20 protein-coding genes and 1 pseudogene are annotated in these 24,854 nt (G+C 62.8%); 2 read left to right on the top strand and 19 right to left on the bottom strand.

Translation table 11 applies throughout. The features are described from left to right. Nucleotide 1: 1 nt before the first annotated feature. The 15 genes and pseudogenes from metK to M1E12_RS21360 all read right to left on the bottom strand — a co-directional run bounded on the left by metK (nucleotide 2) and on the right by M1E12_RS21360 (nucleotide 13,350). The gene (gene metK, locus M1E12_RS21430) at nucleotides 2–1,240 is read right to left on the bottom strand and encodes a methionine adenosyltransferase (RefSeq protein ID WP_113460132.1); all 1,239 of its coding nucleotides are present in this window, start codon (nucleotides 1,238–1,240) and stop codon (nucleotides 2–4) included. 164 nt (nucleotides 1,241–1,404) lie between these two features. Further along, complete coding sequence (locus M1E12_RS21425) at nucleotides 1,405–1,824, bottom strand: helix-turn-helix domain-containing protein (protein WP_113460133.1); 420 nt, start codon at nucleotides 1,822–1,824, stop codon at nucleotides 1,405–1,407. A 148-nt stretch (nucleotides 1,825–1,972) separates the two neighbouring features. Beyond that, the gene (gene lnt / locus M1E12_RS21420; protein ID WP_479563217.1) at nucleotides 1,973–3,562 is read right to left on the bottom strand and encodes an apolipoprotein N-acyltransferase; all 1,590 of its coding nucleotides are present in this window, start codon (nucleotides 3,560–3,562) and stop codon (nucleotides 1,973–1,975) included. A gap of 280 nt (nucleotides 3,563–3,842) precedes the next feature. Then, nucleotides 3,843–4,988 (bottom strand): annotated as a pseudogene (locus M1E12_RS21415) (transporter associated domain-containing protein); the annotation flags it as partial. Nucleotides 4,989–5,000: 12 nt separating this feature from the next. Beyond that, nucleotides 5,001–5,507: an rRNA maturation RNase YbeY gene (gene ybeY, locus M1E12_RS21410; RefSeq protein WP_479563216.1), complete on the bottom strand. Its 507-nt coding sequence runs from the start codon at nucleotides 5,505–5,507 to the stop codon at nucleotides 5,001–5,003. 20 nt (nucleotides 5,508–5,527) lie between these two features. Further along, nucleotides 5,528–6,583 (bottom strand): PhoH family protein, encoded by a 1,056-nt coding sequence (locus M1E12_RS21405; RefSeq protein ID WP_113460136.1) that lies wholly within the window; start codon nucleotides 6,581–6,583, stop codon nucleotides 5,528–5,530. 40 nt (nucleotides 6,584–6,623) lie between these two features. Beyond that, nucleotides 6,624–8,018, bottom strand: coding sequence for a tRNA (N6-isopentenyl adenosine(37)-C2)-methylthiotransferase MiaB (miaB, locus tag M1E12_RS21400; protein WP_479563215.1), 1,395 nt, complete (start codon nucleotides 8,016–8,018; stop codon nucleotides 6,624–6,626). A gap of 57 nt (nucleotides 8,019–8,075) precedes the next feature. Next, nucleotides 8,076–8,873 carry a lyso-ornithine lipid O-acyltransferase gene (gene olsA / locus M1E12_RS21395; RefSeq protein ID WP_479564939.1) on the bottom strand — a complete coding sequence of 266 codons (798 nt, stop codon included), beginning with the start codon at nucleotides 8,871–8,873 and terminating at the stop codon, nucleotides 8,076–8,078. A gap of 33 nt (nucleotides 8,874–8,906) precedes the next feature. After that, nucleotides 8,907–9,335, bottom strand: coding sequence for a Fur family transcriptional regulator (locus tag M1E12_RS21390; protein ID WP_479563214.1), 429 nt, complete (start codon nucleotides 9,333–9,335; stop codon nucleotides 8,907–8,909). A gap of 44 nt (nucleotides 9,336–9,379) precedes the next feature. Further along, on the bottom strand, nucleotides 9,380–9,877 hold the full coding sequence (locus M1E12_RS21385) for a GNAT family N-acetyltransferase (protein ID WP_113460139.1): 498 nt from the start codon (nucleotides 9,875–9,877) through the stop codon (nucleotides 9,380–9,382). Nucleotide 9,878: 1 nt separating this feature from the next. Then, nucleotides 9,879–10,526 (bottom strand): tRNA (adenosine(37)-N6)-threonylcarbamoyltransferase complex dimerization subunit type 1 TsaB, encoded by a 648-nt coding sequence (tsaB, locus tag M1E12_RS21380; protein WP_479563213.1) that lies wholly within the window; start codon nucleotides 10,524–10,526, stop codon nucleotides 9,879–9,881. Nucleotides 10,527–10,547: 21 nt separating this feature from the next. Further along, complete coding sequence (locus M1E12_RS21375) at nucleotides 10,548–11,111, bottom strand: NifU family protein (protein ID WP_113460141.1); 564 nt, start codon at nucleotides 11,109–11,111, stop codon at nucleotides 10,548–10,550. Between the two features lie 100 nt (nucleotides 11,112–11,211). After that, a complete protein-coding gene (locus M1E12_RS21370) occupies nucleotides 11,212–11,703 on the bottom strand; it encodes a universal stress protein (protein ID WP_113460142.1) in 492 nt (163 codons plus the stop codon). Between the two features lie 73 nt (nucleotides 11,704–11,776). Then, nucleotides 11,777–12,841, bottom strand: coding sequence for a tryptophan--tRNA ligase (gene trpS / locus M1E12_RS21365; RefSeq protein ID WP_479563212.1), 1,065 nt, complete (start codon nucleotides 12,839–12,841; stop codon nucleotides 11,777–11,779). 110 nt (nucleotides 12,842–12,951) lie between these two features. Continuing rightward, nucleotides 12,952–13,350: a VOC family protein gene (locus M1E12_RS21360; RefSeq protein WP_479563211.1), complete on the bottom strand. Its 399-nt coding sequence runs from the start codon at nucleotides 13,348–13,350 to the stop codon at nucleotides 12,952–12,954. A 249-nt stretch (nucleotides 13,351–13,599) separates the two neighbouring features. On the opposite strand from M1E12_RS21360, the gene M1E12_RS21355 reads away from it, so the two are divergent. Beyond that, nucleotides 13,600–14,019: a YcbK family protein gene (locus M1E12_RS21355; RefSeq protein ID WP_310240076.1), complete on the top strand. Its 420-nt coding sequence runs from the start codon at nucleotides 13,600–13,602 to the stop codon at nucleotides 14,017–14,019. On the opposite strand, the gene murJ is transcribed toward M1E12_RS21355, so the two are convergent. The 3 genes from murJ to mutS form a co-directional block, all read right to left on the bottom strand. Continuing rightward, nucleotides 14,010–15,620 (bottom strand): murein biosynthesis integral membrane protein MurJ, encoded by a 1,611-nt coding sequence (murJ, locus tag M1E12_RS21350; RefSeq protein WP_479563210.1) that lies wholly within the window; start codon nucleotides 15,618–15,620, stop codon nucleotides 14,010–14,012. The genes M1E12_RS21355 and murJ overlap by 10 nt on opposite strands. 3 nt (nucleotides 15,621–15,623) lie before the next feature. Next, complete coding sequence (locus tag M1E12_RS21345) at nucleotides 15,624–18,449, bottom strand: [protein-PII] uridylyltransferase (RefSeq protein ID WP_479563209.1); 2,826 nt, start codon at nucleotides 18,447–18,449, stop codon at nucleotides 15,624–15,626. 92 nt (nucleotides 18,450–18,541) lie between these two features. After that, on the bottom strand, nucleotides 18,542–21,193 hold the full coding sequence (gene mutS / locus M1E12_RS21340; protein WP_479564938.1) for a DNA mismatch repair protein MutS: 2,652 nt from the start codon (nucleotides 21,191–21,193) through the stop codon (nucleotides 18,542–18,544). 198 nt (nucleotides 21,194–21,391) lie between these two features. Between mutS and M1E12_RS21335 the strand changes: the two genes are divergently transcribed. Further along, nucleotides 21,392–23,677, top strand: a complete 2,286-nt coding sequence (locus M1E12_RS21335) for an NADP-dependent malic enzyme (RefSeq protein ID WP_479563208.1) — start codon at nucleotides 21,392–21,394, stop codon at nucleotides 23,675–23,677. On the opposite strand, the gene M1E12_RS21330 is transcribed toward M1E12_RS21335, so the two are convergent. Then, a complete protein-coding gene (locus tag M1E12_RS21330; RefSeq protein WP_479563207.1) occupies nucleotides 23,674–24,591 on the bottom strand; it encodes a LysR substrate-binding domain-containing protein in 918 nt (305 codons plus the stop codon). The two genes, M1E12_RS21335 and M1E12_RS21330, sit on opposite strands and share 4 nt — an antisense overlap. Between the last annotated feature and the right edge of the window lie 263 nt (nucleotides 24,592–24,854).

The following is a 24,854-nucleotide window of genomic DNA, read 5'->3' as shown; positions in this document are numbered from 1 at the left end:
ATCAAGCCTTGATCGCATCCTTGAGCGGCTTGACCAGATCCAGCTTCTCCCAGGAGAAGGAACCGTCACGGCCAGCCTTGCGGCCGAAATGGCCGTAGGCCGCCGTCTTAGCATAGATCGGCTTGTTCAGGTCAAGATGGCGACGGATGCCGGACGGGGACAAGTCCATGACCTTGCGGATGGCGGCTTCGACTTCGTCCTCGGTTACCTTGCCGGTGCCGTGCAGATCGACATAGATCGACAGCGGCTGAGCAATGCCGATCGCGTAGGAGATCTGGATGGTGCACTTGTCGGCGAGGCCGGCGGCAACAACGTTCTTGGCGAGATAACGCGCAGCATAGGCCGCCGAACGGTCGACCTTGGTGGTGTCCTTGCCGGAGAAGGCGCCGCCACCGTGGGGGGCTGCACCGCCATAAGTGTCGACGATGATCTTGCGGCCGGTGAGGCCAGCGTCACCATCGGGACCACCGATGACGAACTTGCCCGTGGGGTTGATGTACCAGGCGCAGTCGTCGGCGATCTTCAGGTCGCCGAGTGCTTCCTTGATGTAGGGCTCAACAACCTGGCGAACCTTCTTCGAATCCCAGTTCTCGTCGAGATGCTGGGTGGACAGCACGATCGAGGTGGCCTCGGCCGGCTTGCCATCGACATAGCGGACGGTGACTTGGCTCTTGGCATCGGGGCCGAGCTTGCCGACGTCGCCCTCGCCCTTCTTGCGGGCGGTGGAGAGCGTCTGCAGGATCTTGTGCGAGTAATAGATCGGGGCCGGCATCAGGTCCGGCGTTTCCTTGCAGGCATAACCGAACATGATGCCCTGGTCGCCCGCGCCTTCGCTGTTGGAGCTGTCGGCAGCCTTGTCGACGCCCTGAGCAATGTGGGCGGACTGGGAGTGCAGAAGCACGTCGATCTTGGCGGTCTTCCAGTGGAAGCCGTCCTGCTCGTAGCCGATATCACGGATAGCCTTACGGGCGGCAGACTTGAACTTCGAGGGATTGATGACCTCGTTGCCGTTCTTGTCTGTCTTCATCAGGCTCGGCGGCAGACGAACTTCGCCGGCGATGACGACGCGGTTCGTGGTGGCAAGGGTTTCGCAGGCGATGCGCACGGTCCAGGGATCGACGCCGGTCTTGGCCGCTTCGCGGTAGACGAGATCGACGATTTCGTCGGAGATGCGGTCACAGACCTTGTCCGGGTGACCTTCGGAAACGGATTCGCTGGTGAAGAGATAGTTTGCGCGCATCGGGATTCCCCTCAAAGTATGGATGACGGCATCGTTACTCAGTTCGAGCGGCGATGACAAGGACACAACCACATAAATATATCTTTATGTGAGTAAACTTTTCCTTCCACGGGCACAAAAAAAGCGGCCCTGCGGCCGCTCTCTTTATCGGGGGATGATTGGGCTTATTCGCTGTCGGCTTCAGCGGCCAGAGCCTTGACCAGGTCGACGATCTTGCGACGAACCTTGGGGTCGGCGATCTTGACGAAAGCGCGGTTCAGCTGAAGGCCTTCAGACGAGGACAGGAAGTCTACGACATAGTTTGAGCTCGACGCTTCCGCCATGCCGGTGGAGTTCGCGGGCTGCTCGCCGGGTGCGTCTTCGAAGAAGAAGGAAACCGGAACCGTCAGAATGTTGGAGATGTTCTGCAGGCGGCTCGCACCCACGCGGTTGGTGCCTTTTTCATACTTCTGAATCTGCTGGAAAGTGATCCCGAGGCTTTCACCAAGCTTCTCCTGGCTCATGCCAAGCATCGTGCGACGAAGGCGAATCCGGCTCCCGACGTGAATGTCAATTGGGTTCGGCTTCTTCTTGTTCTCGATCATTAATGTCGTCCTGACAAAGTTGTTGGCGTTGCGACCCTCACCCGATGCCCGCCCAACCATAACGAGACGTTGTGCTCGCCGTCGATGATCTTTCAGCATACTTGTAGATTACCGGTCTGAGCCACTATGCAATTTTAGGGGTTTTTGGTCAATTCGCCCGCCTAATAAAACCCAGACTAGAAATGGCCGCCATGAAGGTCATCATTCCCACCACCAACCAAAGGTTTAAGGCGTGGTTGTGGCTGTGCCGGACCGGGACAGATTTAACACTGAGAGTTGCATCCACCGCGCCGGCGGCGTCAAGGGACAGTCCCTGAACGATACGCCCATAGGGGTCGATGACGGCCGAAATCCCGCTGTTTGCCACGCGAATCAAGGGCACACCGGTTTCCACGGCCCGCAGCCGCGCCTGGAGGAAGTGCTGATAGGGACCGGGGCTCGCGCCGAACCAGGCGTCGTTGGTGACGTTCAAGATTGCACTTGCACCGGCGAGATCCGATGCAACCTCACCCGGAAAGATGGCCTCGTAGCAGATCAGGGGATAGAGCCCGATACCGGAGGGAAGCGTAAGCGGCGTGCGGCTGGCAGCGGCCGTGAACCCGCCGGGAAGGCTGATCAACTCCTCGATCCCGAACTGCCGGAGGAGATCCTCGAAGGGCACGTATTCTCCGAAGGGCGTCAAATGGACCTTGTCGCTCGCGCCGAGGATCTGTCCCTTGTCATCGATCATGTAAACCGAGTTGTAGTAGAGCGGCGGCAGACCGGCGCCGCGCTCCTCGGCCCGCACGGCCCCCGTCAGCAGGATCTGCCCGTCCTGCAGCACATCGCCGATGCGCACGAGGGCGTCCGGGTTCTCCATCAGGATGAAGGGTACGGAGGTTTCCGGCCAGACGATCACGTCAGGTCGCGGCTTGCCTTCCTCCGGTGGCGCGGCGGTCAGGGCCAGATGCTTTTCGAAGATGCCGATGCGATCGGTGTTTTCCAGCTTCTGTGACTGATCGATAGAGGGCTGGACGAGACGCACGACCATTGTCTTGTCCGTCTCGACCGGGGGCTCGACATAGAGGCGGAACGCGCCGTAGCCGAAATGCGCGACGAGGAGCGCACTGGCGAGAAGAAGCCCCGGCCATGCCCCTTTGCGGGTTCCAAGAAGAGCCGGAGAGGCGAAGACAAAGACGGCGAGCGGGGTGATGGCGAGGATGCCGAGGACGTGGCTCGACTGCATCATCAAAGGCACCGGCATTGCTGCATAACCGATGGCATTCCAGGGAAAGCCGGTCGCCACAAAGCTGCGGAGCCATTCGAGGAGACCGAAGGCGGCGGCAAGCGCTGCAATGCGCCCCATGCCGTCCGACCAGAGAAGGCGGGCCAGCATGGTGGCAAGACCATAGAAGATGGCAAGCACGGCGGGCAGGCCCAGGACGGCCAGAGGGAGCGCCCAGGCGAATTCCTCGGCCTCCAGAAGCAGTGCATTGCCAAGCCACCAGAGGCCACAGACGAAGTAGCCGAGGCCGAAGAGCCAGCCGATCCAGAAGGAGGACGACAGCCCCGCCCTCCCCGTCTCGGCATTGCCCGTCGCGCCGTCGAGCAGCCACACGAGCAGCGTGAACGACACGAACATCGCGGCAAAGAAATCAAAGGGCGGAAGGGCCAGCGCCCCGATCGCTCCTGCGAGAATGGCAAGACCAGCGCGCCTTACCCCCCACAGCAGCAGAATCCTCGCTGCCAAAGCCTGCATATCCACCCCTCGTGCCCGCGAATCAATCGCGGGCAGTCTTCCAAAAAACCGGAGGCCTGTCGCGGTTTTCGGCGCGGGCGGTGCCGGCCGCTACCGTCTAAGCGCGGTCGGCATTCTCCAGAGGCGGCTGACCGACCTCGGCGACCGGCTCAGCAAGAGGCTGGACGGCCGGCTCGACGGCAGGCTCGGCCGGCTTCACTGAAGCCTTGGGCGCGCGGGGTTTTGCCGGAGCCTTGGCGCGCGCCTTGGTCGCGCCTTCGCCCTGCAGAGAGGTATCGGCTGTCGCCGCCTTGGCGGCCTTTGCGTCGATGTCACCATCGGCGCGGGTATCGACATCACCCTTTGTCGTTGACCGACGACGGGCGCCTGCGCGCTTGCGGGCAACGCGAACGCGCTTGATGCGGCGCGGGTCGGCATCGAGGATGTGGAACTCGAAGCCTGGCAAGGCCTGCACCACTTCGCCCCGTGCCGGGATCCGGCCAAGAGCCGAGAAGATAAGACCACCCAGGGTGTCGACGTCTTCCAGACGATCCTTGATGTCGAAGTCGGGACCGATCGCTTCGGCAATCTCTTCCAGTTCGACGCGGGCATCGGCGACGATCACGTCGTCGGCGACCCGGCTGAACATGACCTCTTCGTCATCGTGTTCATCGTCGATGTCGCCGATGACCATTTCCACGATGTCCTCGTGGCTGACGAGACCATCGGTACCGCCGTATTCATCGATGACGAGAGCCATCTGCGTGCGGGCCGCCTGCATGCGGGTCATCAGGTCGGATGCCAGCATCGACGGCGGCACGAACAGGATGGAGCGGATGATGCCGGCCTCAGCAACCGTCTTGCTCAAATCGATGCGCGCAAGATCGAAATCGATCTTCGGTTTGGCCGGTGCCTTTTCGACCTTCTCCACCTTCTCCGCGCCATTTGCGGGCGAAGCAGACTTCGCCACGCGCCTACGGCTGCGGGCCTGCTTGGTGACGTAAGAGAGGAGGTCGCGGATGTGAACCATGCCGCGCGGGTCATCCAGCGTTTCGGCATAAACCGGCATGCGCGAGCGACCGGAGACGTCGAAGATCGTCATCAACTCGCCGATGGTGACGCTCTGGTCGACCGCCTCGATGTCGACGCGCGGGACCATGATGTCCTCAACGCGGACTTCGCGGAAGCGGAGGATGTTGTGCAGCATCGCCCGTTCTTCGGGCGTGAAGGCCTCGCCCAAGGTCGCATCGGCTTTCAGCGCGACGGTCAAGTCCTCGCGCAGGCTCGTGGAGGAAGAGGGCTTCAGAATGCGGCCCAGGCGGGCCCAGAAAGACGGGGATTGTCGGGCCGAGCTTTCCGCTCGGGGGGGACTACTGCCCTCTTCGGAAGAGGAACCCTCGTTACTCTCTTTGGCCTCAGGGGCCGTTTTCGTCGCAAAATCGGTCATTGTTCCAAACTATCAGATCGGGTCCTGCCCCGCATAGGGGTCAGATAGGCCAAGTTCCGCCAGAATGCGAGTCTCCAGCGCTTCCATTTTCTCGGCGTCGTTCACTTCCATGTGGTCGTAGCCGAAAAGATGCAGGAATCCATGAACCATCAAATGGGTCAGATGATCCTCGAAAGTCTTGTCCAATTCGACGGCTTCGCGCTCGACCGTCTCGCGGGCGATGATGATGTCGCCCAGCATCGGCCCCGGCATCTTGCCGGGCGTCACCGGAAACGCGGGGAAAGACAGGACGTTGGTCGGCTTGTCCTTGTCGCGCCATTCCGCGTTGATCTCGCGGATCATCTCGTCATCGGCAAAGACGAGCGACACTTCCGTCGGCTGCTTCGGAAAGGGCTGGCCCTCGCGCGTCGCAAGATGGGTTTCCGCTGCCCCGAGCACGCGGGAGGCCAAAGCCTCCAGCGCCGTCTCGTCATCCCAACCGTCGGCTTCGACGGCAATCTGTATGTCCAACTGGCTCATCGTTTGGTGGTGAAGCGGGCTTAGTGCTCGCTCTGCTCGCTCTCGTCCTGTACCTTGTACTTGGCGTCATAGGCCTGCACGATGCGGCCGACCAGCGGGTGGCGAACCACGTCCGTATCCTTGAAGCGGACGACGGAAATGCCTTCGACCCCCTTCAGCACGTTCAGCGCCTCGACCAGACCGGAGGTGACGCCGCGCGGCAGGTCAACCTGGCTCGGGTCGCCGGTGATGATCATGCGGCCGTTTTCGCCGAGACGCGTCAGGAACATCTTCATCTGCATCGAGGTCGTATTCTGCGCCTCATCGAGAATGATCGCCGCGTTGGCAAGCGTCCGCCCGCGCATGAAGGCGAGCGGGGCGATCTCGATGACGCCGGCGGTGATGGCGCGCTCGACCTTGTCGCCGGGGATCATGTCATAGAGGGCGTCATAGAGCGGGCGGAGATACGGATCGACCTTGTCCTTCATGTCGCCCGGCAGGAAGCCGAGGCGCTCGCCGGCTTCAACCGCAGGGCGCGTCAGCACGATGCGATCGACGACGCCGCGCTCGAGGAGCTGTGCGGCATGGGCGACGGCAAGGTAGGTCTTGCCGGTACCGGCAGGGCCGACGCCGAAGACCATTTCCGAACGCTCGAGCGCCCGCATATAGGCGTCCTGCGTCGGGGTGCGGGCCGCAATCGTCTTCTTTCGGGTGGAGATCTGCGCCATCGACAGCTTGGCCTTGCGCTCCAGCGTCGGAAGCGACAGCTGGTCGTCTGCGGCGACCGCCATGCGGATGGCACCCTCGACGTCAGAGGCTTCCACGGAGCCGCCGCTCTGCAGGCGGGCATAGAGGAAGTCGAGCGCGCGTCGAGCCTGGTTCGTTGCCTGAAGTTCGCCGGTAATGGCCACCGAATTGCCGCGGGCGCGGGCCTCGATCTGGAGGCGCTGCTCAAGCAATTTCAAATGCTGGTCGAACTGGCCGAATAGCTCGCTGGCAAGCCTGTTGTTCTCGAACGTCAAGATGAAGTGATTGGCGTCGGTCGCAGAGGTGCGGACATTGCGCGAGGGTGAAGAAACCACTTCTGTTGCGTTCAAGCGATCAGGCTCCTGCTGTGATCAGGTTCAGGCCCTCACTCTAACCCTCTGCCACCTCGGCAAACAAGCTGTTTGGGCCGGCTGCGGTGATTCGTACCTGTATAATGTCACCGATTTGCGATGACTTTGCATCAACATTCACCGACTGCAGCCAGGGCGAGCGTCCGATGAGCTGTCCCGGCATGCGGCCCGGCTTCTCCAGAAGCAGGTCGATGGTCTTGCCGATCATCGACTGCATGAAGGCCTGCTGCTGGTCCAGCAACAGCGCCTGGAGCCGTGCCAGGCGTTCGGTCTTTACATCCTCGGCCAAGTGGTCGGGCAAATCGGCGCCAGGCGTGCCGGGACGTGTCGAATACTTAAACGAATAAGCCTGCGCGTAGTTCACTTCGCGCACGAGATTCATCGTGTCTTCGAAGTCCTGATCCGTCTCGCCGGGGAAGCCGACGATGAAGTCACCCGAAAGCGCAATATCGGGGCGGACGGAGCGGATGCGATCGATGAGAGCAACGTATTCCGATGCCTTGTGGCGGCGGTTCATCGCCTTCAGGATCCGGTCGGAGCCAGACTGCACTGGCAGATGCAGATAGGGCATCAGCATGCGCAGATCCCGATGCGCCTCGATCAGCCGGTCGTCCATGTCGCGCGGATGGCTGGTGGTGTAGCGCAGGCGCGCGAGACCGGGGATTTCGGCGAGCCTATAGAGGAGATCGCCGAGGCCGATCGCCCGCCCCTTCTCATCCTCGCCATGCCAGGCATTGACGTTCTGGCCGAGCAGCGTCAGTTCGCGCACGCCGCTGTCCACCAGCTTGCGCGCTTCGGTCAGGAGTTGCGTGAGCGGACGGGAGACTTCCGAACCGCGGGTATAGGGCACGACGCAGAAGGTGCAGAACTTGTCGCAGCCTTCCTGGACGGTAAGGAAGGCCGTGACCGAGCGGGGCTTGCCGATGACCTTGGTCGGATCCGGCAGATGCTCGAACTTGTCTTCGAGCGCGTATTCCGTATCGACCACACGCTCGCCGGCACGGGCCTTCTGCAGAGCCTGCGGCAGGCGGTGATAGGTCTGCGGGCCGAGCACCACGTCGACGGCTGGCTCGCGGCGGGAAATCTCCTCGCCTTCCGCCTGGGCGACACAACCGGCGACGCCGATCATGAATTCCTTGCCTTCCGCCGCACGCGCCTTCTTGTGCTCGCGCAGACGGCCGAGCGCGGAATAGACCTTTTCGGCCGCCTTTTCGCGGATGTGGCAGGTGTTGAGCAGGACGAGATCCGCCTCTTCCATGACCTCGGTCGGCACATAACCATCGGCCGCCAGGGCATCGGCCATGCGGCCGCTGTCATAGACGTTCATCTGGCAGCCATAGGTCTTGATGAAGACCTTGCGCGTGTTGGCGCCCGGCGCCGGGGTCTCGGGAAGGCTTACGGTTTCCTGGGTCATGGCGCGCTATTTAGTGGTTTTCGGCCCACGATTAAACCGAAAAATGAGCGCGGATGATCAGCGCCTGTGGCGACCTCTGAGATGGGCGAGCAGCATCGCGCGCAACTGCTCTTCGATGCGCAGCGCGAGCGCCTTGCGGCTGTCACCCTTGCGAAACTCGACCGTCTCTCCAAAGGTGACGTCGACATCCAGCGCGCCGGCCCGCAGAACGCCGATCAGATGCTCCATCAATCCCGTATCTCCCGGCCAGCCGGCGATCGGGCGGTGGTAGCGGCCCATGGGCATGCCCTGGACGCGGGTATAGGCAATGGCCGTCGGCTGGACATTGACGATGCCGTTCTCGTCGTCTTTTGGCAGGGCTGCGGCCGCAGCGCCAAAGAGCGACGACTTGATGCCGAGGATACGATTGCCGTCCGACGTTGTGCCTTCGGGAAAGAGCACGACAATTTCGCCGTCGGCCATGCGGGCGGCGATCTCGTTGACCTGATCCCCCGTGCGGCGCTTTTCCTCGCGCACGACGAAGATCGTCTTCTGCAATCTGGCGAGGAAACCGAAGACCGGCCAGGAGGCAACCTCGGTCTTGGCGATGAAAGCGACATCGGCGATCGACCCGAGGACGAGGATGTCCTTCCAAGAGGCATGGTTGGCGGCGATCATCAGCGGCCGGCGGGTCTCCAGCCTGCCATGCACATGCACGCGAATGCCGAGGAACCAGAGCGCCATGCGGTGCCAGTAGCGCGGCAGCCGGCGCCGGAGCGGCCAGTCGAAGCGCAGTGCCAGCAGCTGGACCGGGATCATCAGGCCCGAGATGACCAGCAGCACGATGAGAAAAAGGCCGACCCTCAGCCAGTTGATCACGCGGGCCTCACTGGCATGGCGGGCATCGGCCTATTTCTCGTCCTTCGACAGGGGAATGCCGTAGAGTTCGAGCCTGTGGCCAACGAGGCGAAAGCCGTGTTCGCGGGCAATGCGCTCCTGCAGCGCCTCGATTTCCGGCGAATGGAATTCGACGACGGTACCGGTCTTCAGGTCGATCAGGTGATCGTGGTGCTCTTCCGGAACGGTCTCGTAGCGCGAGCGGCCATCGCGAAAATCATGCCGCTCAATGATGCCGGCGTCTTCGAAGAGTTTGACCGTCCGGTAAACCGTGGAGATCGAGATCTTCGCATCCACCTTGGATGAGCGGCGGTAGAGCTCCTCGACATCCGGATGATCATGCGATTCTTCCAGGATGCGGGCAATGACGCGACGCTGCTCGGTCATGCGCATGCCCCGTTCGGCACACAGCGTTTCGAGCGATTTCAGGGCGTCATTCATAATGTCAGCATATCCGCAGATGGTCGGTTGGTCCAACCGCCGGGTTAGCGAAGATCGCGGCGCATGACAAGCGCGGAGGACCGGCGGCCGTTTTCATCGGTGTAATAGGCGGGGCGTTCACCGGCTTTCTCGAAGCCGAGCTTGCGATAGAGGCCGAGTGCGGCCTGATTGCCGTCATCGACCTCCAAAAACATGGATTCCCCGCCCCTGCCCTTCGCCTCGCGGAGCGCTGCCTGCATCAGCCGCCAGCCGAGGCCGAAGCGCGCGACCTTGTCGCTGACGGCAATCGTCAGGATCTCCGCCTCGCCGGCCACTTCGCGGGCGAGCACGAAACCGGCGAGCGGCGCCTTGAAGATCAGCGTATTGGTCTGCCAGGCGGCGAAACCGAAAGTGTTGGGCTGGAGAAGGAGGCTTAAGAACTCGCCGTCGCCCCAGGCGCGGGGAAAGCGCTGACCATGCAGCTCCGACACCGCGCGGCAGTGTTCGGAGGTCATCGGGACAATCTCGAATTCGGGCTGGCGGTAGAACAGGCTGTCGCGCATGTCAGGCTCTCGATACGGCAAATCCGGTCTGCGGTTTCGCATCCGGTCCCCTGAGATAGAGCGGCTTCGGCTTGCCCTGAGCTTTCGCTAATGAAGCGATACGCGCGACGATCTCGATCGGGTAATGATCCGGCCCCGTTTCCGCCTGGAGATCCGAGACAAGGGCCGAGGCAGAGCCGACAAGAACGGTGCCGGGAACGGCTGCGCGCGCTAGATAATCATCGAGCTCGAGCAAAAGCGGCTCGCCGTGGGGGACGCCGTCCTGAAAGCTCTGTGCATAGACTTCGTCGCGATGGGCGTTGATGGCGGCGAGGATCAGCCCCTGCTTTTCCAGGCTTGTCTGGCTCAAGACTTCAAGCGTCGAGACGCCGACGCATTCCACATCCAGGGCCAATGCCAGCCCCCGGGCAGCCGCGACGCCGACACGGATGCCGGTGAAGGAGCCGGGGCCAATGGTCACGCCGATACGCCCGACATCCGTCAGGGAAAGCTTTGCCTCGGCCAGCGCCTCGTCGATCATCGCCATCAGCCGTTCGGCATGGCCACGACCGATGGTCTCGCTGACGCGACCGAGGATGGTGCCGGTATCGGAATCAAAAACGGCGGCTGCGCAGTCCACACCCGCCGTATCGATCGCAAGAACGATCATCTCGTCTCCCGTCCGGTCGGATCAGACCGCTTCGACTTCCTGCACTTCCGGAACGAAGTGGCGGAGCAGGTTCTGTACGCCATGCTTCAGGGTCGCCGTCGAGGACGGGCAACCGGCGCAGGAGCCCTTCATGTTCAGGAAGACCTTGCCATCCTTGAAGCCACGGAAGGTGATGTCGCCGCCGTCCTGGGCGACCGCAGGGCGGACGCGGGTTTCGAGCAGTTCCTTGATGGTTGCCACGATGGTTTCGTCGCCGGCATCGAAGAATTCATCGTCGCCTTCGGCTTCGACGGAGCCGGAAGCCGAGCCCATGACGGGCGCGCCGCTCATGAAATGCTCCATGATCGTGCCGAGGATCGCCGGCTTCAGATGCTGCCATTCGGGGCCGTCCTTGGAGACGGTGACGAAATCATAGCCGAAGAAGACGCCCGTCACGCCCGGGATCGTGAAGATGCGGGATGCGAGCGGCGAGGCCGCAGCGCTTTCGGCGTCGCGGAATTCGGCCGTGCCGGTTTCCATGACCACCTTGCCGGGCAGGAATTTTAGGGTCGCCGGGTTCGGCGTAGCTTCGGTCTGGATGAACATTATGGCCTCCGGGCGGTGAGCGCACCGCTAAAGATTAGAATACTTCCAAAATAGACGTTGCGGACCGCATCTTCAAGACACGAAAGCCGGGATGGCGAAATCAGCAGAGCGCGTCGATTTCCTCATTGGTCAGCGTATCCGGCAGAACCGTGACCGGGATCGGGAAAGCGGCGCCGCGACCGGCGATCATCGAAACGAGCGGACCCGGGCCTTCCTTGGTCGATCCGGCCGCGAGAACGAGGATCGCGATATCGCGGTCTTCCTCGATCAGGCCGTTGATCTCGGCGAAGGAGCTGCCTTCCCGGATGACGATCTCCGGCTCGATGCCGATCGTGTCCCGCACGGTCTGGGCGGCCTTGGCCATGATGGCTTCCGCCTCTTCCCGGGCCTCGGCCCGCATGATCTCCTCGACACCCAGCCATTGCTGAAAGTCGCCATCGGGGATCACATAGGTCAGGACCAGTCCGCCATTGGAATTCTTGGCACGGCGGCCGGCATAATGCACCGCGCGAAAGCATTCCGGGGTATTGTCGATAACCGCCATGAACTTGCGGCGGTGACCTTCAAGACGTGACAGACGCGTTGAAACCATAGAATACCCCGCCGCCGGACGATGACATGTGGCGCGAGCGGGGCTCCGGTGGGACCCGCTCGCGACCGCGACCTTATCGCACGAAACCGATGATGTCGCGGACTTCGTTCATGGTCTTTTCGGCACGCGCCCGCGCCCGCTCGCCACCGTCGCGCAGCACCGCGTCGATGTGAGCCGGGTCTTCCATCAGACGGCGCATCTCGGCATTGATCGGGGCGAGCACGTCGACGGCAAGCTCGATGAGCGCCGGCTTGAAGACGGAAAATTGCTGGCCGCCGAATTCAGCAAGGACATCAGCTTTCGACTTGTCGGCGAGGGCCGCGAAGATGCCGACGAGGTTATCGGCTTCGGGACGGCCTTTGAGGCCTTCCGTTTCGCTCGGAAGCGCGTCGGGATCGGTCTTCGCCTTGCGGATCTTCTTGGAGATCGCGTCCTGGTCGTCCATCAGGTTGATGCGCGAGAGATCGGAGGGATCCGACTTCGACATCTTCTTGGTGCCGTCCTTCAGGCTCATGACGCGCGGCGCCGGGCCATCGATCAGTGGCTCGACCATCGGGAAATAGGCATGCACCGGCTCGTCGCCGACCTTGATGTCGATGCCGAGACCCGTCGGGCGGATCTTCTCGGCAAAGTCCATGTTGAACTTCATGGCGATGTCGCGGGCGAGCTCCAGATGCTGCTTCTGGTCTTCGCCGACCGGCACATGGGTCGCGCGGTAGACGAGGATGTCGGCAGCCATCAGGCTCGGATAGGCGTAAAGGCCGAGCGAGGCCTGCTCGCGATCCTTGCCGGCCTTGTCCTTGAACTGCGTCATGCGGTTCATCCAGCCGATGCGGGCCACGCAGTTGAAGATCCAGGCAAGCTCCGCATGCTGCGGCACCTGCGACTGGTTGAAGACGATGTGCTTCTTCGGGTCGATGCCGGCGGCGAGGAAGGCGGCCGTGATCGAGCGGATCTGGGTCGCCATGTCTTCGTGGACCAGCTGGGCCGTCAGCGCATGCAGGTCGACGACGCAGTAGATGCAGTCGTTGTTTTCCTGCAGCGCGACAAACTTTCTGATGGCGCCGAGATAATTGCCGAGATGGAGATTGCCGGTGGGCTGAACGCCGGAGAATACCAGCGGCTTGAACTCAGTCATTGTTGTCCTCAACAGGCTGGTGGAGGGCCCGATCTTCTGATCGCGTCGGACAGGGCTTATGCACGGCGCGCGGGGCGCAATCAAGCGCTCACTTCGGTGGAGGGCACCCCTCAGGGACGCGCCGGCTCGATCAGGTCCCAGAGGTTGCCATAGAGATCCTCGAAGACCGCGACCGTGCCATAAGGCTCGTGACGCGGCGCCTCGCGGAAGATGACCCCGGCCTGCATGAAGCGTGCATGGTCGCGGGCGAAGTCATCGGTCTTCAGGAAGAAGCCGACGCGGCCGCCGGTCTGGTTGCCGATGGCCGCGCGCTGGGTGTCGTCCGATGCCTCCGCGAGCAGGAGCGAAGCGCCCTCGCCTCCCTTCGGGCGAACCACGAGCCAGCGCTTTCCGTCCGGCATTGCCGTGTCTTCCACGCAGTCGAAGCCAAGGGCGTCGCAATAGAAGGTCTTCGCACGATCATAGCTGTCGACGACGAGGCTGACGAGAAAGAGGCTGTTTGCGCTCATGATGGGGGCTTTCGGTTCGAGATGTGACGGAAAGGAAGCCGACATCACGCATAGGCAAATTTCCTCCCGGATTCGAGGGGTTTAAGGAATGAATTGGCGCCCTTCAAACGGACTGATTTGCAAGACAAAAATGCGTGTAAATCTCAAATCGAGCAAAGCGCACCAAATTTGACACATTTGCGGGAATAAAAAACCGCAGCAAGCGATCTGGATCGCTGAAAACAACAATCTCATTCCAGAAGGTCACTCATGCGCACATTGTTTCGCGTCGCGCTCGGCTGCGTTCTTTCACTCGGTCTCCTCTCACCCGTCGAGGCCGTCGAGAAGAAGAAGCGCCATTTCTTCATGAAGCACGATACGGCCGTCGCCTACACGCTGCAGCGCGTCAGCGTCAAAGCCAATTGTTTTCCCGACGAGCTGAAGGCGATCCTTGCTCACATCGCCAAGAAGACCGGCAAGAAGCCGGTGGTGACCTCAGGCCACCGTCCGCGCTCGGGCAAGTCCCAGCACAGCCACTGTTTCGCCGCTGACATTCGCGTTCCCGGCGTGCCGGAAAAGAAGATCGTCGCGGCGGCGCGCACGGCCCCCGGCATCGGCGGGATCGGCCGCTACTGCAACGGTATCGTTCATGTCGATATCGGGCCGAAGCGCACCTGGACTTATTGCTGATCGGGATCAGCGGGGGTCGCCGCGGGTTCGTCAGCGGCCTTTTTCCTGCGCTTCAGGCTGCGGCGGATCGTGCCGATATCTGCGCCACCGATCAGGAAGGCGATGCCGAAATAGACGGGCATGGCCACGACAACCAGACCGCCCAGCGCCAGGATCTGATCGAAGAGCGGGCTTGATGGCTGCAGCCAGGCGGACCACCGATCGGACAGGTAGACGAGCAGGCCCGCCATGATTGCCGAGGCGATCATCAGCCGCAGTGTGCGCGTGACCAGCGACCACTCGAAGACGATATGGCCACGCCAGACCAGCACCGAGAACAACAGAATGGTGTTGGTCCAGCCGGCAGCGGCTTCAGCGATCGCAATGCCGCTTTCCTCGAAGATCGGGAAGAGCGTGATGGCAAGGCCCGTGTTGAGCGCCACCGAAACCATGGTGAAGCGCATCGGCGTCTTGGTGTCCTCGCGGGCGTAGTAGCCCGGCTGCAGCGCCTTGATCAGCACGAAGCCCGGGAGGCCGATGCCGTAAATGGCGAGGATCGAGGCGACAACCGCGGTGTTTTGCTCGGAAAATGCGCCGCGCTCATAGAGCACGCGGATGATTTCGTCCGAGAGCACCCAGATTGCGGCAGCGGCCGGCAGGGTGAGAAACAGCACGAATTCGATCGAGCGGTTCTGGAGGTTGCCCGCCTCCTTCATGTGCCCGCCCTTCAGCGCGCGGGCGAGTTCTGGCAGCAGCACCACGGCGACCGCGACACCGACCACGCCGAGTGGCAGCTGATAGATGCGGTCGGCATATTGCAGGGCGGCTATCGCCCCTTCCTTGGTCGAGGCGATGGCCTGGCCGATCAGCTGGTTGATCTGGGTGATGCCGCCGGTGATGGCGGCCGGGACTGCGAGCACCAGCAGGCGCTTGACGTTCGGCGTGAAGCGCGGGCGCTTGAAGCCGATGCGGATGCCGGCATGGCGCACACCGAGATAAACGACGGCCATCTGCAAGAGCCCCGCGCCGAGCACCGACCAGGAGAGGGCCCAGGCCGTGACCGAGGGATCGGCGCCGGTCCAGAGCGCCCAGGCCAGCGCGCCAATCATCAGGACATTGAGAAAGACCGGTGCGATCGCTGCGGCAAAGAAGTGATGCAGCGAGTTCAGCATGCCGCTCAGCATGGCCGTCAGCGACATGCACATGAGATAGGGAAACATGACGATCGCGAGGCGCACCGTCAGGTCGAATTTCTCCTGATCGTCGGCGAAGCCCGGCGCAATGATCCACTGGACCAGCAGCGGCATCGAAAGCTGCATGCCGATGGTCAGGATCAGAAGGACCGAGAACAGGACGCCAAAAACTTCTTCGGAGAAGCGCTTGGCGCCGTCGATGCCATTCGCCTCGATCTCCTTGGCGAAGAGCGGCACGAAGGCGGCATTGAACGCGCCTTCGGCAAAAAGACGCCGGAAGAGATTGGGAAAGCGGAAGGCGGCATAGAAGACGTCGGCGACCGGACCAGTCCCCAGTGCTGCGGCCATGAGGGTTTCGCGCGCGAAGCCAAAGATGCGGCTGCCGAGCGTCGCCCCACCGACGGTCATGAATTTCTTGACGAGGCTCATTCCTCAGGCCCGTGCCTTCTTGGGCACCGGCGCAGCGCGTGGCGGCGGCGCGATGATGCCGGAGGGCATGTTGTCGCGAAGTTCATCCGGCTGGTCAACCATGACCGCTTTCAGCCTGTTTGCGATGTTGGCCTGGCGGTTTTCATTGGTGACCTTCTGGCCGACCAGATCGGTGACATAGAAGGTATCGATGACCTTTTCACCGAAGGTGGTGATGCGGGCCGAATGGATGTCGAGCGAAAGATCCGAGAGAACGGCGGTGATTTCGGCAAGCAGACCGATGCGGTCGAGGCATTCAACCTCGATGACGGTGAACTTGTTGGACAGCGCATTGGAGATGCGCACATCCGGCTGGACCGGGAAGGTCTTGTTCTTCTTCTTGCCTTTGGAGCGCGTGGCGATGACTTCCGGCAGGCGCTTGCGGCCCGAGAGCACGTCTTCGATCATCTTGCCGATCGTGGCCGCACGGCGCATCTCGTCCTCGTCGATCGGGAATTCCCGGTTGATCAGGATCGTGTCGAGCGCGCGGCCGTCCGAGGTCGTGAAGATCTGCGCGTCGGCGATGTTGGCGCCGGCTGCGGCACAGGCGCCGGCGATGATCGACAGTAGGCGCGGGTGGTCCGGCGAGAGCACGGTGATCTCGGTGATCGCGTGGAACTGGTGGGTGCGCACCATGGTGGCGAGCGCCTGGCCCGACTTGTCCGCCTGGCGGATGAAATGGGCGTGGCGGACCTGGTCCTCGAGATCGACCGAGAGCAGGTAGGGCTCGTAGTGCAGCTTGGTATAGGTGCGCTGATCCTTCTGGCTCCAGCCGTCGAGCGCCTGAGTGAGCTGTTCGGCCGCGTGCTTGGCGCGCTCCTTGCGGGAAACCTGAGAGAAGCCGCCGGAAAGCAGAAGCTCGGTCTCGTAGTAGAGCGTGCGCAGAAGCTGGCCCTTCCAGCCGTTCCAGACACCGGGACCGACGGCGCGGATGTCGCAGACTGTCAGCACCAGAAGCATTCTCAGGCGATCGAGCGACTGCACCTTCTCGGCAAAGTCGGTGATGGTCTTGCGATCATGCAGGTCGCGCGTCTGGGCGACCATCGACATCAGGAGATGCTGGTCGATTAGCCAGGCGACCATTTCGGTCTGCTTCGGGGTCAGTCCGAGACGCGGGCAGAGCTTGCGCGCCACCTTGGCGCCGGCCACCGAGTGGTCCTCCTGGCGGCCCTTGGCGATGTCGTGCAGGAGTACGGCGACGTAGAGCGTCTGACGGTCCTCGATCTCGGGCATGATCTTGTTGGCGAGCGGATGGATCTCCTCCGCATTGCCCTTGTCGATCTCGGAGAGAACCTCGACCGTGCGGATGAGATGCTCGTCGACGGTGTAGTGATGATACATGTTGAACTGCATCATCGAGACGATCTTGCCGAATTCCGGCATGAAGCGGCCGAGCACGCCGGCCTCGTTCATGCGCCGCAGGATGAAGCCCGGATCCTTGCGCGAGGTCAGGATGGAGAGGAAGAGGCGGTTTGCCTCCTCGCTCTCGCGGAAATCGTTCTTGATCAGCGAGAGCGACCGCGTCACGGCCTTCAGGGCATCGGGATGGAATTCCAGCCCGTTCAGATCGGCCACATGAAAGAGCCGCATGATGGACATCGGATCTTTCTTGAAGATGCCGGGATCGGCAAGCGCGATGCGGCCGCGATCGTCGATGAATTCGCTGGCGCCCGGGATCTTGCGGGGACGGTTGGCGAAGCGGCCGATCATGCCGCCGATGCCGGGTGCCGCCTTGGCCTGCTGGTCTTCCAGCGCTGCTGCAAAGATGCGCGTGAGATCGCCGACGTCCTTCGCCACCAGGAAGTAATGCTTCATGAAGCGCTCGACCGCCGAGAGGCCCGGACGCGACTGATAATCGAGGTTCTTGGCAATTTCCGGCTGGATGTCGAAATAGAGCCGCTCTTCCGGCTTCCCGGTCAGATAGTGCATGTGGCAGCGGACCGCCCAGAGGAAGTCATCCGCCTTCTGGAACAGGCGCCATTCGTGGCGCGAGAGCACGCCGAGACGCACGAGCTCGTCGGTATCGCGGACGTGGTAATTGTATTTGGCAATCCAGAAGAGCGTCTGAAGATCGCGCAGGCCGCCCTTGCCTTCCTTGACGTTCGGCTCGACGAGATAGCGGCTGTCGCCTGCCTTGCGGTGGCGCTCGTCGCGTTCGGCAAGTTTGGCGGCAATGAATTCGGGTGCAGTGCCGGTCGTCACTTCCTGGTCGAAGCGCTGCTGCAGTTCGGTGACGAGGGCCTCTTCTCCGCAGATGTGGCGGGTCTCGAGGATCGCCGTGCGGATGGTCATGTCAGCCTTCGACAGCCTTATGCATTCCTCGACCGTACGGGTAGCATGGCCAACCTTGAAGCCGACATCCCAGAGGAGATAGAGCACGAATTCCACCGCCTTGTGCATGGCGGGGCCAGCCTTTGGTGGCAGCAGGAACAGCAGGTCGATGTCGGAGCCGGGTGCGAGCGTGCCGCGACCGTAACCGCCGACGGCGGCAACGGCGAGACCGTTCGTATCCTTCGGATAGACATGGGTCCGGGCGAAATCGAAGATCACCGAAATCAGCTGGTCCTGGATCCAGGAGATGCGGTTGGCGCAGTTCATCCCGCTGCCATCCTCGAACAGCTTCAAGCGCGCCTGTTCGCGGGCATCGGCCGACGCCTTCTTCAGGATCGGCAAAAGCTTCGAGCGGGTCTCCAGCATGTTGCCGCAACCGGCCTCGGCGATGGTCTTGCAGGACGCACGAAGCGCGTCAATGTCGAGGAGATCGTCGAAGGCGAGGACTGCATTGGCCATGGGGGCGGCATCATCTCTTGGGAACCCGGGAATCGGCCGGGATTGGTGGCGCTATAGCGCTTTTCGGGCGCGATTGACAGGCACTCTACCGGTCAAGGCTTGCCAAGTTGTTTCTTGAGATCATAGAGCGCCTCGAGCGCCTGGCGAGGCGTGAGGTCGTCAAGATCGAGTGAGCGCAGCGCCTCCTCGACCTTCGACGGGCCGGATTTCTGGATCTCCTCACGCCGGACGGCGACCTGGAACAGCGGCAGATCGTCGATCAGCTGGGCGGCCGGGTTCTTGCGGTCGCTGTCTTCCAGGCGGGTCAGAACATCACGGGCGCGCGCGACGACGGCAGCCGGCAGACCGGCAAGACGGGCGACCTGGATGCCATAGGAGCGGTCGGCCGCACCCGGGCCAACCTCATGCAGGAAGATGACGTCGCCATCCCATTCCTTGACGCGCATCGTCACGTTCGACATGCGGGCGAGCTTTTCCGAGAGTGCGGTAAGCTCGTGGAAGTGGGTGGCAAAGAGCGAGCGGCAGCGGTTTGCCTCATGCAGGTGTTCGACGGCCGCCCAGGCAATCGAGAGCCCGTCGAAGGTCGCGGTGCCGCGGCCGATTTCGTCCAAGATGACCAGCGAGCGGTCGGTGGCCTGGTTGAGGATGGCCGCCGTTTCGACCATCTCGACCATGAAGGTGGAACGGCCGCGCGCCAGATCGTCCGAGGCGCCGACACGGGAGAATAGGCGATCGACCACGCCGATATGGGCGGCACCCGCGGGCACGAAGGAGCCCATCTGGGCAAGGATGGCGATTAGCGCATTCTGGCGCAGGAAGGTCGACTTACCGCCCATGTTGGGACCGGTGAGCAGCCAGATGGCGCCGGGGCCCTTGGTGTCATGCGGCGAGAGATCGCAATCATTGGCGATGAAGGGGCTCGCAGCCTGGCGGCGCAACGCCTGCTCGACCACCGGATGGCGGCCAGCGGTGATCTTGAACATCCTGCTATCGTCAACGAGCGGGCGGCAGTAACCCTGCTCCTCGGAGAGGGCGGCAAGGCCGGCGGCGACGTCGATCACGGCGAGCGCGCGAGCGGCTGCCTTGATCGGCTCGGCAGCGGCAATCACCTGCGCCACCATCCGGTCGAAGGCTGCCAGTTCGAGCGACAGCGCCTGACCGGCAGCATTGGCAATCCGGCTTTCGAGGTCGGCGAGTTCTGTCGTCGTGAAGCGCATGGCGTTGGCCATGGTCTGGCGATGGATGAAGCGGGACTTCGCCTCGTCCGTGTCGGTCATCGGCCCTGCATTGCCGGCGGTCACCTCGATGAAATAGCCGAGCACGTTGTTGTGCTTGATCTTCAACGACTTGATGCCGGTTTCCTCGGCATATTGCAGCTGCAGGCCGGCGATGACCCGGCGTGACTGGTCGCGCAGGGCCCGCAGTTCGTCGAGCTCCGGAATTGCACCATCGCGCAGGAAGCCGCCGTCGCGCTTCAGAAGCGGCAGTTCGTCGGCCAGCATCGATGCCAGGCTCGGGCCCAGATCGACGGGAAGGGCTGCGAGATCGGAAAGCGCCTCGGAGAGTTCCTTCGGGAGACCCGAGGGATCGAGCAGGCGGCCAACTTCGGTTGAGGCGGCAAGGCCAGCGACGATGGAACCGAGATCACGCGGGCCGCCGCGATCGAGCGCCAGACGAGACAGCGCACGCGGCATATCCGGCACGCGCTTCAGGGCATCGCGCAGGCGGTCGACAAGCAGGCCGTCGGCCAGCAGGAAGGCGATCGAATCCTGGCGCTCTGCAATGGCTTCGGGGTCCGTCAGCGGCGACATCAGGCGTTCGGCGAGCAGACGCGCGCCGCCACCGGTGACGGTGCGATCGATCGCTTTCAGGAGCGAGCCATTGCGCTCGCCCGACAGTGTCTTGACCAGTTCGAGATTGGCGCGGGTGGCCGGATCGATGAAGAGGGTGGAGGCTGCGTTCTGGCGCTCGGGCAGACCGAGCGGCGGGCGCTCGGAGATCTGCGTTTTTTCCACATAGGCGACGGCTGCGGCAGCAGCAGCGATCTCGGCACGGGAAAAGGCGCCGAAGCCGTCCAGGGTGGTCACTCCGAAGTAGCGGGCGATGCGCCCTTCGGCACTGGCACTGTCGAAGAGCACGGCAGGCTGGGGCACGACGACACGACCGAGCACGTCGAAGGCAGGTTTCAGCTCCTCGTCGTGGAAAAGCGTGTCGGGCACGATCAGCTCGCGCGGCTCGATGCGCAGGATATCGGCGAGCAGCCGCGTTTCCGTCGTTTCGGCGAGGCGGAAGATGCCGGTGGAGATATCGATCCAGGCGAGCGCCAGCTGCGGGGCGGAGCTGCCGCGAATGCGGGCCAGCGCCATCAGATAGTTGGACTCGAAGGGCGAGAGGAGCTTTTCCTCAGTCAGTGTGCCCGGCGTGACGAGGCGCACGACGTCGCGCTTCACCACCGACTTCGAGCCGCGCTTTTTCGCCTCGGCCGGGTCTTCGACCTGTTCGCAGACGGCGACGCGGAAGCCGAGCGTGATCAGCTTCTGCAGGTAATCGTCGGCCGCGTGCACCGGCACGCCGCACATCGGAATGTCCTGGCCGAGATGCTGGCCACGGCGCGTCAGCGTGATGCCCAGCGCCCGCGAGGCATCGACCGCATCCTCGAAGAAGAGCTCGTAGAAATCGCCCATGCGATAGAAGAGCAGGCTGCCCGGGTTGGCGGCCTTGATCTCGATATACTGCTCCATCATCGGGGTCGCCGTCGCACGGCTTTCCTCCGAGGTCAGCTCGGCGACATTCAGGACATCACTCGGGGTGGCTTGGTATAGCGTCACGGGCTCAATGTTTTCTTGAAAAGGAAGTCGTGCAACACTAACGACTTAAGGCGAGGAAAAACAACCAGGATGGGCCGGCGTTCGCCCGCTGCCCACAACAAGGTGAGGGGAAGCATGGCAAGCGAGAAGACGACCGGCCGGACGAAAGTCTCGGTCACGGAACAGGAAGCGCTGGACTTCCACTCCCAAGGGCGCCCCGGCAAGCTCGAGATCACCCCGACCAAGGCCATGGCCACGCAGCGCGATCTGTCGCTTGCCTATTCCCCCGGCGTTGCGGTTCCGGTCAAGGCGATCGCGGCCGATCCGGCCACGGCTTACGACTATACCACTCGCGGCAACATGGTGGCCGTCATCTCCAACGGCACCGCGATCCTGGGCCTGGGCAATCTCGGGGCATTGGCCTCCAAGCCGGTGATGGAAGGCAAGTCGGTTCTCTTCAAGCGATTCGCGGACGTCGATTCGATCGACATCGAGGTCGATACCGAGAATGTCGACGAGTTCATCAACTGCGTGCGTTACCTCGGCCCCTCCTTCGGCGGCATCAATCTCGAAGACATCAAGGCGCCTGACTGCTTCATCATCGAGAGCCGGTTGCGCGAGCTGATGGACATCCCGGTCTTCCATGACGACCAGCACGGGACCGCGATCATCGCGGCGGCGGGTCTGATCAACGCGCTGGAATTGACCGGACGCGACTTCAAGACGACAAAACTCGTCTGCAACGGTGCGGGCGCTGCGGCGATCGCTTGCATCGAGCTGATCAAGGCCATGGGCTTCAACGGCGAGAACATCATTCTCTGCGACACCAAGGGCGTGATCTATCAAGGCCGTACCGAGGGGATGAACCAGTGGAAGAGCGCCCATGCCGTGAAGACCGACCGGCGCAGCCTGAGGGAGGCGATGGTCGGGGCGGACGTCGTGTTCGGCCTGTCGCAGAAAGGCGCCTTTGCCGCGGACATGATTGCATCGATGGCGCCGAACCCGATCATCTTCGCCATGGCCAATCCGGACCCGGAAATCACGCCGGAGGAAGTGGCCGAAATCCGCTCGGATGCGATCATGGCGACCGGCCGCTCGGACTATCCGAACCAGGTCAACAATGTTCTCGGTTTCCCCTACATCTTCCGCGGCGCGCTCGATGTGCGCGCCAGCCAGATCAACGATGCGATGAAGATCGCGGCAGCGGAAGCGCTTGCCAATCTGGCGCGCGAAGACGTTCCAGACGACGTGGCGGCGGCCTATCAGGGCCAGCGCCCGCGCTTCGGACCGCAATACATCATTCCCGTGCCTTTCGATCCGCGCCTCATCTCGGCGATCCCCGTTGCGGTGGCAAAGGCTGCCATGGAAAGCGGTGTCGCGCGCAAGGCAATCGAGGATCTCGGCACCTATGCCCATGAACTCTCCGCCCGCCGCGACCCGATCGCAGCGGCCACGCAGCGGATCTACGAACATGTGCGCAGTCATCCGAAGCGCGTCGTCTTTGCCGAAGGCGAGGAAGAGCAGGTCATGCGCGCGGCGATTTCGTTTGCCAACCAGGGGCTCGGCACCGCCATCCTGCTCGGCCGCGACGAGCCGCTGAAGGCGACCGCCGAGCGGGCGGGGATCGATCTCGACCGCACGGGCATCGAAGTGGTCAATGCGCGTGTCTCCACCCGGGTGGAGGCCTATACCGAATATCTCTATGCCCGCCTGCAGCGGAAGGGTTACCTGCACCGCGATGCACAGCGGCTGATCAACACGGACCGCAACCATTTCGCCGCCTGCATGGTGGCGCTCGGCGATGCCGATGCCATGGTGACCGGCACCACGCGCAACTATTCGACCGCGCTCGAAGACGTGCGCCGCTGCATCGACACGGCGCCCGGACATCGCGTCATCGGCGTGTCGCTGGCGCTCGCACGCGGGCGGACGATCGTGGTGGCGGATACCGCCGTGCACGACATGCCGACAGCGGACGAACTCGCCGACATCGCAGAAGAGGCTGCCGGTGTCGCCCATCGGCTGGGGCTTGAGCCGCGCGTCGCTCTGCTGGCCTATTCGACCTTCGGCCATCCGACCGGCGAGCGCTCCGAGCGCGTGCGTGAGGCTGTGAAGATCCTCGACCGGCGCGGGGTCTCCTTCGAATATGACGGTGAGATGGGAGCAGATGTGGCACTGAACAGCCATCGGATGGAGCAGTATCCGTTCTGCCGCCTGTCGGGGACGGCGAACGTCTTGGTCATGCCGGCGATCCATTCGGCGGCGATCTCGACCAAGATGCTGCAGGAACTGGGCGGGCTGACCGTCATGGGGCCGCTGCTCATCGGCCTCGAAAAGTCGGTGCAGATTGCGCAAATGGGCGCCAAGGACAGCGACATCGTCAACATGGCGGCGATTGCGGCCTATAACGCGGCGGTTTAAGCGAACACGGGAGCGGCTTTTGCGAGCCGCTCCATGTCGTCCTCGATCTCGCGCTTCAGCCAGCGCTTGAACTTCTCCACCTTCTCCGACCGCCGCGCATTTTCTGCCGTCACGAAGTAGTGGCCGAAGCCGGTCCTTACCGCCGGGCCGAAGGGCGCGACCAGCTGGCCATGCCGCAACTGATGAGAGGCAATCGTCTGCCAGGCCAGCATCACCCCCTGCCCGGCAATCGCCGCATCGAGGCAGAGGGAGGCTTCGCTGAAGGTGTGGCGGGCCTTGATCTCCGCCCCTTCGAGCCCCGCCGCTGCGAGCCACAGATCCCAGCCGAACATGGCGCGGCCGTCGATGATCTTCGGCAGGTCCAAAATGTCCGCTGGCTGCTTCAAACGCTCCGCCATGGCCGGTGTGCAGACCGGCACCACCCGTTGATCGAGGATCAGCTCCGCCTTGAAGCCCGGCCAATGACCGCGGCCGACACGGATCCGGAGGTCGACATCGGTGTGACTGACATCGGTCAGACGATCATTGGCATCGATCCGCAGGCCGATCTCGGGAAAGCGCTCGGAAAAGGCGGGGATGCGGTGCACCAGCCAGCGGGCGGCGAAGACCGGGGCGACCGAGATGGTCAGCACGCTGTCATCGCTCCGCTTCGCAAGATCCACGGCGCTCGAGAGATGGCGGAAACCATCGGACAGGCGGGCCAGCACGTCGACCGCCGTCTCGGCCGGCACCATGCCGCGGCTCGTCCGTTCGAAGAGCAGCCGGCCAAGCTGCTGCTCGGTCTTGATCACCTGCTGGCTGACGGCGCCGATCGAGACGCCGAGTTCGTCTGCCGCCGCCTGCAGGGAGCCTAGGCGACCAACAGCTTCAACGGCACGCAGGCCGTTCAGATGCACCTGACTGAGGTTCTTCATATAGAAAAGCTATAATCGATCGGGGCGAAACTCAATTGAATTTCGGTGGCGAGAGGCTGAACATGATCTCACCAACAGCGGCAAAATCTTGCGATTGGAGCAGAAAAGGGTCGAACCATGTTCAAGTTTCTCTGGAGACCGACTACACATTCGACGCCAGCACCTCATGACTGGCGGCATGACCCCACAGGCCACCCGATGGTGCGAGACATGAGCCTTCGGGAGCTCGCGGACCTGCCGATGGTGGCAGAGGTCCCGAAGCC

This window comes from Rhizobium sp. K33 (genome assembly GCF_056501445.1).
This window is presented reverse-complemented; position numbering and strand designations above follow the sequence as displayed.